15 protein-coding genes are annotated in these 13,400 nt (G+C 33.6%); 6 read left to right on the top strand and 9 right to left on the bottom strand.

Annotation, left to right across the window (positions count from 1 at the left end):
* Positions 1–5: 5 nt before the first annotated feature.
* Genes RCJ96_RS12425 through RCJ96_RS12415 form a run of 3 tightly spaced genes read right to left on the bottom strand, consistent with a single transcriptional unit; the run spans position 6 to position 1,621 of the window.
* Positions 6–491, bottom strand: coding sequence for a GNAT family N-acetyltransferase (locus tag RCJ96_RS12425; RefSeq protein WP_074606010.1), 486 nt, complete (start codon positions 489–491; stop codon positions 6–8).
* Complete coding sequence (locus tag RCJ96_RS12420) at positions 488–1,048, bottom strand: 2'-5' RNA ligase family protein (RefSeq protein WP_074606008.1); 561 nt, start codon at positions 1,046–1,048, stop codon at positions 488–490. The genes RCJ96_RS12425 and RCJ96_RS12420 overlap by 4 nt, the downstream gene beginning before the upstream one ends.
* Positions 1,049–1,054: 6 nt before the next feature.
* Complete coding sequence (locus tag RCJ96_RS12415; protein WP_074606007.1) at positions 1,055–1,621, bottom strand: GNAT family N-acetyltransferase; 567 nt, start codon at positions 1,619–1,621, stop codon at positions 1,055–1,057.
* A 136-nt stretch (positions 1,622–1,757) separates the two neighbouring features.
* Here RCJ96_RS12415 and RCJ96_RS12410 point away from each other — a divergent pair, with 136 nt between their 5' ends.
* Entirely contained in the window at positions 1,758–2,375 is a 618-nt protein-coding gene (locus tag RCJ96_RS12410) for a DUF1648 domain-containing protein (protein WP_074610612.1), read from the top strand.
* A 29-nt stretch (positions 2,376–2,404) separates the two neighbouring features.
* On the opposite strand, the gene RCJ96_RS12405 is transcribed toward RCJ96_RS12410, so the two are convergent.
* Positions 2,405–3,532 (bottom strand): metallophosphoesterase, encoded by a 1,128-nt coding sequence (locus RCJ96_RS12405; protein WP_074610610.1) that lies wholly within the window; start codon positions 3,530–3,532, stop codon positions 2,405–2,407.
* Positions 3,533–3,679: 147 nt separating this feature from the next.
* Positions 3,680–4,102, bottom strand: a complete 423-nt coding sequence (locus RCJ96_RS12400; protein WP_074610608.1) for a GNAT family N-acetyltransferase — start codon at positions 4,100–4,102, stop codon at positions 3,680–3,682.
* 130 nt (positions 4,103–4,232) lie between these two features.
* Between RCJ96_RS12400 and pdxR the strand changes: the two genes are divergently transcribed.
* Complete coding sequence (gene pdxR / locus RCJ96_RS12395; RefSeq protein ID WP_074610605.1) at positions 4,233–5,633, top strand: MocR-like pyridoxine biosynthesis transcription factor PdxR; 1,401 nt, start codon at positions 4,233–4,235, stop codon at positions 5,631–5,633.
* Positions 5,634–5,679: 46 nt separating this feature from the next.
* Here pdxR and RCJ96_RS12390 read toward each other — a convergent pair whose 3' ends face one another.
* Complete coding sequence (locus RCJ96_RS12390; RefSeq protein WP_000755132.1) at positions 5,680–6,525, bottom strand: YitT family protein; 846 nt, start codon at positions 6,523–6,525, stop codon at positions 5,680–5,682.
* 167 nt (positions 6,526–6,692) lie between these two features.
* A complete protein-coding gene (locus RCJ96_RS12385; RefSeq protein ID WP_074610603.1) occupies positions 6,693–7,901 on the bottom strand; it encodes a macrolide family glycosyltransferase in 1,209 nt (402 codons plus the stop codon).
* A 386-nt stretch (positions 7,902–8,287) separates the two neighbouring features.
* Between RCJ96_RS12385 and RCJ96_RS12380 the strand changes: the two genes are divergently transcribed.
* The 3 genes from RCJ96_RS12380 to RCJ96_RS12370 are packed head-to-tail and all read left to right on the top strand — an operon-like array spanning position 8,288 to position 10,783.
* A complete protein-coding gene (locus tag RCJ96_RS12380) occupies positions 8,288–9,166 on the top strand; it encodes a nitrate reductase (protein WP_074610601.1) in 879 nt (292 codons plus the stop codon).
* Positions 9,167–9,189: 23 nt separating this feature from the next.
* Complete coding sequence (locus RCJ96_RS12375; protein ID WP_074610599.1) at positions 9,190–10,077, top strand: GNAT family N-acetyltransferase; 888 nt, start codon at positions 9,190–9,192, stop codon at positions 10,075–10,077.
* Entirely contained in the window at positions 10,070–10,783 is a 714-nt protein-coding gene (locus tag RCJ96_RS12370; protein ID WP_074610596.1) for a class I SAM-dependent methyltransferase, read from the top strand. Before RCJ96_RS12375 ends, RCJ96_RS12370 begins: the two co-directional genes overlap by 8 nt.
* 20 nt (positions 10,784–10,803) lie before the next feature.
* Here the strand turns inward: RCJ96_RS12370 and alr are convergent, their stop codons facing one another.
* Positions 10,804–11,979, bottom strand: a complete 1,176-nt coding sequence (gene alr, locus RCJ96_RS12365; protein ID WP_074610614.1) for an alanine racemase — start codon at positions 11,977–11,979, stop codon at positions 10,804–10,806.
* 171 nt (positions 11,980–12,150) lie between these two features.
* On the opposite strand from alr, the gene RCJ96_RS12360 reads away from it, so the two are divergent.
* Entirely contained in the window at positions 12,151–12,612 is a 462-nt protein-coding gene (locus RCJ96_RS12360) for a DinB family protein (RefSeq protein ID WP_074610594.1), read from the top strand.
* A gap of 7 nt (positions 12,613–12,619) precedes the next feature.
* On the opposite strand, the gene RCJ96_RS12355 is transcribed toward RCJ96_RS12360, so the two are convergent.
* On the bottom strand, positions 12,620–13,396 hold the full coding sequence (locus RCJ96_RS12355; RefSeq protein WP_074610591.1) for a Cof-type HAD-IIB family hydrolase: 777 nt from the start codon (positions 13,394–13,396) through the stop codon (positions 12,620–12,622).
* Between the last annotated feature and the right edge of the window lie 4 nt (positions 13,397–13,400).

Here is a 13,400-nt window from a genome sequence, read left to right as displayed (position 1 = left end):
CCTCCTTATATGTATAAAACCATCCTTACTGTCTGCATCATATGTCCTTCAAAATCTTCTTCAAATTCTTCTAATTGTGCAAAACCTTTCGCTTCATAAAACCGTTTTCCTTTTTCATTCGCTGCTTCTACATGAATGTATAGTTTCCGAATTCCTTTTAATACTGTTAACCCTTTTTGTAATAAAGCAGTTCCTATCCCTTTCCCTTGTTGATCTGGTAACAAATAAATTGCTCCTAATTCTGCTTCGTTTTGCAGTCTAACAGGTGAAAAATTTGCAAAGCCAATGACTTCTCCCTCTTCTTCTGCAACGAATAAATGTGTATTCTCAAGACGATATTTCATTTTTTCATCAGAATAAGCCTCGTCTAAAAAACTGTCTTGAATCTCTCTCGGAATAATGCCTTCGTATGTATCATGCCAAGCTATTTTCGCTACTGATTGTACAGCATGAATATCTTCCTGCTTCATTTCTCTAATTACATATGTCATCTCGATGTCTCCATTCTCTTTAAATTATATTCTGCTAATATACGAGAAGAAATGGCAGAACCATTTTCATAATTCACCTTTATTAATTTTAATTTCTCAATTGAAGCTGTTGCATGATCAAATTTTTCATAAATATATTCCATTACACGTAAAAACTGATTTGTATGTAATCTATTTGCAATCGTACAATGCGGAACCCACTTTCCCGGTACGTAATATGAATTTGGGTTGTCATGAAAATTGTTAAAATAATCATGATAAGAATGATGAAAATTTAACAATGTATCAGTAACAGTCGGTGCTAGAAAGACTGTTCCGTTAGTAGGAAAAATTCCAACAGAAGGAAAAGTCACTGGGTCCGTATTTTTTTGCATAACTACAAACTCCCCTAATTTCTCCTTATACAAATGAACATTTAACTCATTATAATCAGCTAACGTAATATGGGGTTCTCCTCCGGCTAATTGATCTGTGCCAATGATATTTGTTAATTCATTTTGCAATTCTGTAATTTTATTAGTAAATACACGATCAAATGTAGCAATAATAGCGTACATATCCCTTCACCCCTTTGTTACACATAGCGCTTCCCATTCTTCACGAATCATTCCCATTCGAATAGAGTCATAGTACGTTCCGTTATAATAACGGCATTTTCGCATTCTACCTTCTAAGCTCATTCCTATTTTCTCCGCCACTTTCATCATTCGTTCATTACCAGACCAAGTCGTGAGCCCTACTCTACCAATCTCCATCTTTTCAAATAGTAAATCCCGATATAACGTTAACGCTTCTGTACCGTAGCCGCCATTCCAGTAAGCCGGATTATAAATGACAATTCCCATCTCCAACCAACGCGTCGGTTTATACTCCCAATAAAATCCGACCGTCCCTATAACTTGACCGTTATGTTCTATAATTAAATTGGATAGCGGTTCTTCTTTTAAACGAGTTTGCATCTTTTCCTTATAGGCTGAGTATTCTTGCATCGAAAACGGAAAATACGGTGCATCCCATTTTTTCCATTCTGGATTTTCTTCTTTAAATACGAGGTTCCATAATGTTTTTATATCCGATTCTTCAATTGTACGAATTGTTACTTTATCCCCTTTTACTATTACGTTTTGCATAATTTCCTCCTACACTCCTCTTTATTTCATATATAATTATAATATTTTTTCAGAAAAATCAAAACAGATATCATTTATTATATTGTATAATTTTGTTATAAGATACCAATTATTCATGTAGAAAGCTGGTGATTCAATGAATAATCGATTTAGTATTGCTTTATTTCTCACTATTGTTACGACAAATATTATTCTCTATTTCTTCTTACCATTAAATATTGTTACGAAATGGGACTTCAATGGAACCCCTACATCAACAATAGATAAAGGCACTTTGGTTATCGTAAATATAATTCTATGTTCCTTCGTATTCTTTTTATTTTTAGCTCTATCTAAAGCAGCGAGTAATCGGAAATTTCTCCTTTGGATCGGCAACACAATGTTACTATTCTTATTTTTTGTTGATATTGTCATTGCCCTTATCGCCCCTGGCTTTTCATTTCCTCTTGATCATTTCATATTTTTAGCATTAGGGCTTTTATTTATATTAATAGGTTATTTCAGTTCCAAAATTGATACGACTAAATCAACCGTTTCATTGGAATGGAATGATAAGCACCTTGAAAAAAGAGCTTCAAATATTTGTAGTATTTCAATGATGATAGCAGGTATTTTTCTAGTGGGGCTTCCATTTATCGTTTCTGCTCCATATAGAGGTTATGCTATACTAACAATTATTTTAGGAATGACGCTTGTCATTTTACCGAGTACGATTTATTTACTTATTAAAGATAGCAAGCAATCTACTTCTTAAAAAAAATAGGAGGTTACATCCCTCCTATTTCAACTAAATATTTTCTTTTTCGCCTTTTCTATCTCAACTAAAATCCCTTTCTCTATCCAACCTTCTACTCCATCTTTTTTAATTAAATCATATCCTGAGCAGCTACCATCAATGAGAGAAACAATATCCCCTTTTTTTACGCTTATTTGCGCACAAGATATATCCGTTTTCACTATGTATTCACCTGAATCAAGTTGCTTAATGTATTCATCTTTCACAGAAAGTAATGTATTCGTTTCCTTTTGCCTGCATATTGTGTAATCTTGCTTCTTCTCAATAAGCTCTATGTAATAATGTGGATAGGTAACCCCGCCCTGCATTGTTGCATCGGCATGAAAATCTGCTATTACTTCATATTCTGGAAAATAGTCTACATATGTATAAGAAAACTTATCACTTGCACTTGTCCTCTGAATGATAAATGCATTTAATTGTCCTGCCTCTTTAATCGCATTTCCGCCGTCAATTGCTATAATCTTTTTCTCCTTATCAATAACTGGATTGTTAGACGGTGCCTTCTCTGAGTAGTTTACAACAGGCCAATGACCAACAACTACATACTTATTTGCTTTATGTGATTGATTGAAAAACTCCGGCATTGCTATCGCATTTTTTCGTTCTGTTTCTTTCCAATCCTCTCTATCTTCAAGGCCAGCATGTACAAAAATATAATCTTCCGTTTCAATCGCTGTTGGTAATTCTGTTAGCCACTTTATTTCTTTTGAGAAATGGCTCATTAATTTTGTTTTCAATTCACGGATATCACTCTCTTCATGAACGTTAATATTCAATTGCGCTAGCCATTCATTAAAAATTGTATTTTTTCGCGTACACAAATAATTTATTAAAGCAGGATTTTCATTTACAAGCGCTTCAACTATAACTTCACAATTCCCTTCAACAACATGAACATTTGAATTGTTCTTTACAATATTCATGACATAGTTTACGACGCCAATACTATTTCTTCCTTTCTCACAAAGATCACCATTAATAATTAAGTAATCCTCATCTTTAAAATTAACTTTATGTAGTAATTCCTTAAAAAGATCTAATTCTCCATGAATATCAGAAATAATGATGACTCTTACATCATTTGGTATAGATAATTCCTTTATTTTTTCCAAGTTTAAACGCTCCTAACATTCTCTAAATTCAAGATTCCATTTTTAATTTCTAATATTCGACAAATCATATTGCTAGACCTGTTCCTAACTCAAATCTGAAAAAGAAAATAGGTTCCACATATTTGTACATATGGAACCTACTTAATATTATAACGCTTTATAAAAAGAATAGCTTACCTTATTAAAGCCCTCTCTTTCATAAAAACGATGTGCATCAATTCTTGGAAACGCAGATGTAAGTACGATAGAACTACAACCTTTTTCTTTCCCCCATTTTTCTACATATGACAGCAGAACCTTACCATACCCTTTTGATCTGTGAGCTTCCGCAGTTACAAGGTCATACACAAAAACATGTTTCTCATTATAAAAATTCGTACAAATCGCTACACCAGCTAGACTAACAACTTCATTCTCTTCGTTACGCAGCGAAAATAGTTTGTAATTTTCTTCTTTCATTTTTTGAAATAAAGAACTTGCTTCTTCTCTTGAAAGTTTTGTTCGCAGCTGCTGTAATACGGGAAATACTTCATGTAAATCTGCCTCTGTTACTACTTCTTTAATATTCATTATGATTCTCTCCTTACTATTTATAAAATTTTCTAAATGTTATATCATCATTATAGAAAGCGACTGCCCTTAGTTTAAGTGACAGTTCTATTCTTTTTTATAAGGCCAGTATAAAAAGGAGCGTCTACAAATGGATCTGACTATCCCATTAGTGTTACAAAATAAAACACCTATTTACTTACAAATTTACGAATATATGAAACGAGAAATCTCTCATGGATCACTACGTGCCGGTACACGTCTTCCTTCTCACAGAAATTTAGCTATGCAACTTAATGTAAGCCGTATTACAGTTGAATCCGCTTATCAACAATTACTAGCTGAAGGTTACGTAGAAAGCAAACCGAAACGCGGGATTTTTGTTGCGGAAGTAGATATTGATGTCATTCAAAAGAAACAACAAATTGCGTCAAGCAGTACTAACAATAAAGAAAAAGAACAATATGATTATGATTGTAGTCAAGGACTTATTGATCAAAAAGCTTTTCCCATAACAAACTGGAAAAGAGCGTTATACGAAACTTTATTTCAGTATGAAAATGAATTATTTGCTAAAGAAGATCCACAAGGTGAGCTCGTTCTACGAGAACATATTTCAAAGTATTTATATCATGCTCGCGGGGTACATTCTTCACCTGATCAAATTATTATTGGAGCAGGTACGCAGCCTCTTCTTTGGCTACTCCTTCAACTACTTGGTTCAAAAAAAGAATACGGAATCGAAAATCCTGGATTTCACCGTATACCTGCTATGATTCAAAGTTGTGGCCTTCCTGTTCACCCGATCCCTTTAGACGATAAAGGGATTCATATTTCCGCTTTACGTGAATCCGGTTCCAATGTGACATATGTCACTCCATCTCACCAATTTCCACTCGGAATCATTATGCCATTATCTAGAAGACTCGAGTTATTAAAATGGGCGAATGATTGTAATGGTTATATTATTGAAGATGATTACGACGGGGAATTTCGCTATATAGGAAAACCTATTCCTTCTTTACAAGGGCTAGATTCAAATGAACGTGTTATTTATATGGGAACTTTCTCGAAATCTTTTTTACCTTCTTTACGAATGGGATATATCGTTTTACCACCTCATCTTTTAAAAGTCTATAAAGAACTTGGTGGTATGTTTAAACAAACTGTCTCTACAATGCAACAACTTACCTTCGCCACCTTTATTCAAAATGGGGATTGGGAACGTCATATTAACCGAAGTCGTACGTTATATAAAAGAAAACATATTTCTTTAATTAAATCTATTAAAAGCGAAATGGGAAATAACGTGCATATACTCGGTGAACAATCCGGGCTTCATATTGTACTTCACGTTCATAACGGGATGAATGAACAAGAACTTATTCATGCAGCTGCAAAACAACGTATTAAGTTATACCCTCTCTCCACATATGATTCTGTTTATAATGTGAGGGAGGAGTCATATGTATTGCTCGGTTTTGGCAGTATTCGAGAGGAATGTATTGAAACTGTTGTCAAATTACTGAAAAAAGCGTGGTTCCCTAAATAAAAATAGCTCCACGCAAGTTATACTTACGTGGAGCTATTTTTATGCACTATTTTTCTGATCTCATTGCCCTTCCCGGACGTTTGACACCAGTTGTTTCTGTTGAATAGGAAGCTTCAATAATAGCAGTTGGATCTACAGAGAGAACGAGATCTTTCATTTTCGGATAAATGAAACGGTTTGTAATACAATAAATAATTCTCTTATGTTCTCCTAAAAAACCACCTTCTCCATGTAGATACGTAACGGATAATTGCAATTCTTTCATAAGTAGATCGCCTATTTCTTTATTTTTACCAGAAATAATCATAACGCTCTTTCCTTGATTAATGCCATCTAATATGAAATCAATCATCTTCGTAACAATATAGAAAATTGCTAATGAGAACATCGCTTGTTCAATTGAAAACAAAATGGCAACAAAGATGAAAATAACCGCATTTACTGCAAGTAAAAATGTACTAATCGGCACTTTAAAATGTTTATTCATCCAAACAGCTAACATTTCTGATCCGTCAATTGCTCCACCCATTTTTACTACAATCCCTACACCAACACCAAATAGAACTCCTCCATAAAGAACAATTAACAATTCAGAAGTTGTAATTGCTGGAAATGGTTTCAAATAAATCAATCCGAGTGTTGTCACAACATTTGCATAGGACGTACGGATAAAGAACTTCTTTCCCATTACTTTTGCAGTAAATAATAAAATCGGGATATTAATCCCTAAGAATACTCCATAAAGCGGCAATCCTGCAACTTTATTCGCCATAATAGCAATGGCTGTTACCCCGCCATCTACTAATCCATTAGGCGCTAAAATAAGCTCTAATGAACCTGCTACAATAATTGAGCCAATTGTTAATAATACGTATTCAAATACTTTCTTCATTCATTACCCCCAAAACTTATATATTTTCTTAGTATTATTTTAACGTAATTTCTCTACTAATACAAAGATATCAGTTTATATACACAAAAGTTTCACCTTTATAGTGATTTTTATGTAATTTTTTATTGAAGCACACTTACCCATTGTAGTAAGTGTGCCTCAAACATTTATTTAAGTTTCAAGTACGAATTCATTTTCATTTTAAATATTTCATCAACTGCCCTTTTATATCCACCAGCCTTTCGAAGTGACTCTCCAACTTTACGACTATTTTCCTTAAACGTTACATCATACATTACTTTCTTTACAGTCTCACGTAACAATTCAGAAGTTAATTCTTTACGATTAAGCCTTATTCCTGCCCCTACTTCATTCACTCGTTTCGCAACTAAAGGCTGATCTCCTGTTACCGGAATTACAACTAACGGGACACCGTAATATAGTGCTTCACTCGAACTATTCATACCACCGTGTGTCACGAATACATCAGCATGCTGTAATACTTCTAATTGTGGCACATAATTATACAACTTAAAGTTATTCGGAATGTTTTCAAACTGACTTATATTTATCTTCTTACCAACAACTAATACGACTGTCGCTTCTACCCCTTTAAACGCTTCAAAACATTTTTCATATAACTCAGGTTGTTCATTAAAAACTGTTCCCATAGAAATAAAAATCAATTTTTCACCTTTTAAATCTTCCATAGGAAAGCTACCTACTTCTTTTCGAGTAGCAATTGATGGACCGACAAACTTATACGATTCATCGAATACATCTGAACGTGGTTGATATTCTTTTGAAGTATACACAATCGTAATATCACCAGGATGGTTCATAATATCATACATACTATTACATTTCATTCCATACTGTTTGTTCCATTTTTCCATTCCCGCTAAACAAGATTGATACAATGGATTCATTTCATCTACTTCTCTTGATTCATGTTCATCGTTAAAAGTAATGTACTGATTAAAAGCAAACGTTGTACAAGAAGAAACACTAGGTACTTTTAAAACATTGGCTATAATACGTCCTACTGGAAAATGATTATCATATATCAAATAATCGTACTTTTCCCCTTTTGTTTCTTCTACAATTTGAGTAACAATACGTTCTGATGCTTCCATCATATGAGACAGCATCGTCAAAGGACTCCCACCTTCATTTACTCGCTCCATAATATTAATTTGAGAGAGGAAATTCTCAAACACTCGGAATTTTGCACCCGTTGCTTCAATCTTCTTTTTATAATCTTCAATACAATACGAAACAACTGTCTCCCCTCGCCGAACTAACTCACTTACAATAGCTAAAGTCGGATTTATATGACCTTCTCCAGGGAAATTTATTACGAGTACATTTGCCATCATCTTCTCTCCTATCTAATATAATTAATAATTAATCATATTAATTAATTTAAAACTATTATAAAGGAATCTATTCTACTTCTTCATATTTTTCTCTTCATTTTATTATTGAGAAATATTTTTCATAACCTACGTTATACTCCTATAGAAAGTGAGCTTAACTCTTCATTTACTGAAAAATATGAGATTTATATTTGGGTATTTTTACAGATTTATCATTAGAAACATTATTTTGATAATTCATACAAAAGTAGAAAAATATAATTTTCACACTGATTTCTCACCGTAAATTTATTTAAATTCTATGTTGTCCCTATCATTATCCACTTGCAACATATTCTGTTATATAATAAATTTATCGAATTTACAGAAAAAGGAGCAATTTCATGCTACAACAACTATTCGTTTCCCCTATTTTATCTGTTCAAACTTTACATCCGGGTTATGAAGACCATGCAAGCGATGTGTTTCTCGTCCAAACAGAAGATGAAGAAGTCATCGTTCGTTCTTCTAAAATGAATGAAGAGCCAAATAATGATTTTTGGTGGGGATGTAAAAACCTATTCGGAATTGATCCAAGGAACGTCCATCATTTAAAACTTATACACGAATTATTGAAAAAGCATACTAACTTGCCCATCCCCACTATTTTGCAAAAACATGTTTTAAATGGCCGGAAGTTTGTTAGTGTCGAAAAACTAACAGGAAATACGCTACAATCCTTTATCGGACAATCTGATTCAATTTTATTCAGCCTTGGAAAAGGACTAGCAGAAATTCATTCGTTTCAAGCAAAGTTTATAGGAAACCCATCAGGTACTTTCCAAGTTTCACTAGAAGAATTTAAGTCTCACATATTAAAAGTCAGTAAAGAACTTGTAAATAGGTTTTATTCCGATAATGCGAGCATCCGTAACGCATTATCTACTTTTGAACAACAACTTTCTTCCTTACCGGTACCAAAGGAAGCTACGCTCGTTTTAATTGATATAGACCCTACTCAGTTTTTATCAGATGGTACAACTATTACAGGTTTAGTAGATACAGAAGCTTATGCAGTTGCTCCCCGAGAATTTGATTTTATCGGGCTAGAATATGTACTTACCGAAAAAGAAGCGCGTGCCTTTAAAAGTGGTTACGAAACAATTATGCCTATTCCTCAACTTGAAAGGTGTAGACAGCCTTACCGTTATTTATACCGACTGTTGTCTGTTCAAGGGAGTGTGGAATTAGAAAAGTGGTTAAGTCACCCATCCTATTTTTAAATATGAATGTGAGGGATTATGAAATGGAAATTCAGAAAAAGTGGTCTTTAACAGAATGTGAAATACAACAAATGAAGGATTTAGCTCATATTTGCGGGCAACACGATCGAATTGATTATTCGTCAGATTTACATATAAACTTTTTAACTGCCCGTAATAAAGAAGAGATAAATGATTTTCTATTTTATGACGATACAAAATTAGTCGGTGCATTAAGTATGTATGGCTTTGAAAGACCTACTAAACTTGAGTTAATAGGCTTTGTTCATCCGAACTATAGGAAACAACGTATAGGTACTACTCTTTTACAAACCGCAATGAAAGAAATACGATTAAGAGGGGCAGACGAAGCTCTTCTTATTATGAATGGGGAGTCTGCTTCTGGGAAAGAATTTGCAATACATATGGAGCTGCCTTATTTACATAGTGAATATAGTATGGAGTTCAAAGGAAAAGAAGTTCAAAAAACAACGAAGAATGCTATACAGCTTACTCTTGCATCTTCAAAATCACTTCTTGATCTTATTGAGCTTTCTAGTAAAGCGTTTGGAGATTCAGTAGAAAATACCGCTACATGGTTACAAAAGATGATGAATTCATCTTCCCATCAAGTTTACAGCGTCCTTATCGATGAAAAAGTGATAGGAACAATTACAGTTTCTAAAGAAGACCAATCTACTACACTATCAGGATTCGCCGTTCACCCTTCTTATCAAGGGAAAGGATACGGTAAAGATATTCTTAAGTCTATGATACATACCCTTATTACAAAAGGAGTTTCAACAATTAAATTAGACGTCGAAACGAAAAATAAAAATGCTTTAAAACTATATACACAATGTGGTTTTGAAATGAAAGCGAAGCATGACTATTATAATGTAAAGAATTTCGGGGTAAATACATATGTCTAAAAAACTAATTTATTCTAATTATGATATTTTCGCATCCATTTATAATAAACATTGGGGGCATTATGCTGAACATGCCTATCTACTTTTGGAAAAACTCGTTTTACAATATGCACCACCACATTCTCATCTTTTAGATCTTTGCTGCGGGGCTGGTCACCTTACTAAGAAATTGATTGATAATTCTTTTGTAGTAACTGGTATAGATGGTTCTGCTCAAATGATTGAATACGCACGTCAAAACGCTCCAGACGCAACCTTTATCGTCGATGATGCTCGTTATTTCAATATAAATAAACAATTCCACTATGTTATCTCTACTGGTGATAGCTTAAACCACATTTTAAAATTAGATGAATTAATAACTGTTTTTCGTAATGTTTATTCCGTATTACATAGCGAAGGTACATTCGTATTTGATATGAATATGGAAAAAGGTTTTCTAGAAAACTGGAGCGCGTCCTTTCACATTTCAGAAACGGAATATGTTTGTACAATCGATTCTACATATGATAATGACAATAAAAAAGCAGTCATGAACTTTATACTATTTCAACATGACATAGATAATAATTGGACAAGAAGTGACTTTTCTTTTGAAGAAGCTTGTTATTCCAATGAAGAAATAATATTTTCATTGGAATCCGTAGGTTTTAAGAACATTCAATCACACGGTACTAATAGGGCATTTTTTATTTGTCAAAAATAAAAAAACTGAATCATAACGATTCAGTTTTTTCTTAGTATATTTACAACAGCAGTTGTTTCATTATTTTCTTTATACACACGTGGAATTCTTCTATCTAACATACATGTAACTTCATAGTTAATTGTACCTAACATATCCGCTATTTCTTCTACTGCGATGTTTTCTTCGCCTTGTTTACCGTAGAATACTACTTCGTCTCCCACTTGTACAGGCATTGCTTTTGAAACGTCTAACATGAGCTGATCCATACAAACACGGCCAATAACAGGTACTCGAACTCCATTTATTAATGCATGCCCTTTATTAGATAACTGACGATTATAACCATCAGCATAACCAATCGGTACAGTGGCAATCCATTCTTCACCAGTCGTTACATACGTATTCCCATAACTTACACCGCGATTTTTCTTCGCATGCTTAATATGGGCTACTTTTGATTTTAACGACAACGCAGGCTGCAGAGAAACAACTGAATGATCTACCTCTTTTGAAGGATACATTCCATAAATTCCGATACCTACACGAACCATATTTTGAAATGTATTGCTAAGTTCCATTGAACCTGCACTATTTGAACTATGAATATATGGAATATGAATTCCTAATTCTTTTGCTGTATTGACAGCTTTCTCAAATAAACTTGTTTGCATATTCGTATATGATTTATCGATTTCATCTGCCGTAGAGTAATGTGTAAACATTCCTACTACCTCTACATACTCCATACGTTTTAATTCTTCTAAAAATGGTTTAACCTCTTCTTCCTGTAAACCAATGCGACTCATTCCTGTATCAATTTTCACCTGAATTTGCGCTTTCTTTTGAAGACGTTTTGCGATTTCATTTATACCTTGTAAATCTTCACTTCTATAAACAGTCATCATAACGTCATATTGAATTGCTTCTTCCGCAGCCGCTACTGATGTATAGCCTAAAATTAAAATCGGCACGTTAATTCCTGCTTCTCTTAACTCTATCGCTTCATCTACAAATGCGACTGCAAGCTGATTTATTCCTGCTTCAATAGCAGCTTTTGCAACTTCAACTGCCCCATGACCATACCCATTCGCTTTTACAGCAGCCATCATTGTAATATTTTCATCATTCACACGTTTTTTAAATTCTTTTACATTATGTTTTACTGCATTTAAGTCAACTTCAACAATTGTATCTCTTCCATATTTCAAACTCATTGGTCTAACTCCTAACTCAATAATTGCATTCCATTCTATTTCACGTTTCATATGACCTTTTACAATATAATACTTTTCAATATGCTAGTCAAACTACTAGAATTTTCGGAATTTTGAGCATGATATAATACCCTCAAGAAACTATTATATACGTAGAAGAGGAGAATTACAATGTTTGTACAATCTGCATTACACCAACTACAAGTTGCTGTTGATACTTCTATTCGAATGCTTAACCGATATAAAGAAGACGAATTAAAAATACAACCAATTCACTCGAAGCGATCATTATTTGAAATGTGTGCACATCTTTCTCTTATTTGCCATGCTGATTTACTCATTTTAAATGGTATTACAGAAAAAGAGCTACATACTTTCTATAAAGAACAAACACCCGAAACAATTATGCAAATACAACAAACGATGATACATGGCTACGATTTACTTTCTAAAACTTTTTTATCTTATTCCAATGAACAATTAGCAGAAATTAAGACTGCTTATTGGGGTATTTCTTATTCACGCTTTGAATGGTTGCTAGAAATTGTTACACACTTTTATCATCATCGTGGACAAGTTCATATTTTACTATGTGAGCATATAAAAGATCCTAACATACCTTTATTTCAATAAAGGTATGTTAGACGATATGAAACTTCTCTAAGGCAAATAAAATACCACCTTCACTCGCCTTCTTTGTAACAAAATCAGCTCTTGTTTTTAACTCTTCTCCAGCATTCCCCATCGCAATACCTAATTCTACATACTGCAACATCTCAATATCATTTCTACCGTCGCCGAAAGCAATGGCTTCTGATTTGCAAATGTTTAGGTGTTCTAATACCTTTTGAATTGCAGTTACCTTTGATACTTTATTATCTTCCAACACATTCATAACGTAACCGTGAAAACGTTCAAACGTAAGTGCTGGATATCTTTCAAGAAATTTTTGAGCTTCTATTTCATCTGCATACAGACATAAACAATAGATTTCTTCTGACAAATCTCTGCTTTTTTCTGGATACTTCTCTAAATTCAACGTCTCGCTAAGCGCTTGCATTACACGCTCATTATCCGAGGCTATTCCGTTCATTGCAAAATCCTCGGTAAAATAAGAAATACCGTGACCATGTAATTCTGCAAACTCTGAGATATCATGAACGATTTCACTTGAAAGTACTGATTTATGTAGAACCGTTTCCTCACACTTAATATGTGCACCATTTGCAGAAATAATTGTATGTATGCCCAGCTCTTTAAATTGCGAACATAAGCTATATGGTCTCCCTGTAGTAACAACTACGTGAATCCCTTTTTCTATTAATCTTTGTATTGCTTCTTTTGTGCTTTCATGCATACTTCTATCAATTTCGCTTAAAAGCGTACCGTCAACATCAAAAAATACTACTTTGTACATAGAT

The sequence above is a fragment of the Bacillus sp. BSL6 genome, from assembly GCF_052928345.1.
This window is presented reverse-complemented; position numbering and strand designations above follow the sequence as displayed.

Excerpts from the sequence above, each read along its gene's own strand:
- RCJ96_RS12425 (WP_074606010.1), bottom strand. The coding sequence starts at position 491 with ATGACATATGTAATTAGAGAAATGAAGCAGGAAGATATTCATGCTGTA.
- RCJ96_RS12420 (WP_074606008.1), bottom strand. The coding sequence starts at position 1,048 with ATGTACGCTATTATTGCTACATTTGATCGTGTATTTACTAATAAAATT.
- RCJ96_RS12415 (WP_074606007.1), bottom strand. The coding sequence starts at position 1,621 with ATGCAAAACGTAATAGTAAAAGGGGATAAAGTAACAATTCGTACAATT.
- RCJ96_RS12410 (WP_074610612.1), top strand. The coding sequence starts at position 1,758 with ATGAATAATCGATTTAGTATTGCTTTATTTCTCACTATTGTTACGACA.
- RCJ96_RS12400 (WP_074610608.1), bottom strand. The coding sequence starts at position 4,102 with ATGAATATTAAAGAAGTAGTAACAGAGGCAGATTTACATGAAGTATTT.
- pdxR (WP_074610605.1), top strand. The coding sequence starts at position 4,233 with ATGGATCTGACTATCCCATTAGTGTTACAAAATAAAACACCTATTTAC.
- RCJ96_RS12390 (WP_000755132.1), bottom strand. The coding sequence starts at position 6,525 with ATGAAGAAAGTATTTGAATACGTATTATTAACAATTGGCTCAATTATT.
- RCJ96_RS12385 (WP_074610603.1), bottom strand. The coding sequence starts at position 7,901 with ATGGCAAATGTACTCGTAATAAATTTCCCTGGAGAAGGTCATATAAAT.
- RCJ96_RS12380 (WP_074610601.1), top strand. The coding sequence starts at position 8,288 with ATGCTACAACAACTATTCGTTTCCCCTATTTTATCTGTTCAAACTTTA.
- RCJ96_RS12375 (WP_074610599.1), top strand. The coding sequence starts at position 9,190 with ATGGAAATTCAGAAAAAGTGGTCTTTAACAGAATGTGAAATACAACAA.
- RCJ96_RS12370 (WP_074610596.1), top strand. The coding sequence starts at position 10,070 with ATGTCTAAAAAACTAATTTATTCTAATTATGATATTTTCGCATCCATT.
- alr (WP_074610614.1), bottom strand. The coding sequence starts at position 11,979 with ATGAGTTTGAAATATGGAAGAGATACAATTGTTGAAGTTGACTTAAAT.
- RCJ96_RS12360 (WP_074610594.1), top strand. The coding sequence starts at position 12,151 with ATGTTTGTACAATCTGCATTACACCAACTACAAGTTGCTGTTGATACT.
- RCJ96_RS12355 (WP_074610591.1), bottom strand. The coding sequence starts at position 13,396 with ATGTACAAAGTAGTATTTTTTGATGTTGACGGTACGCTTTTAAGCGAA.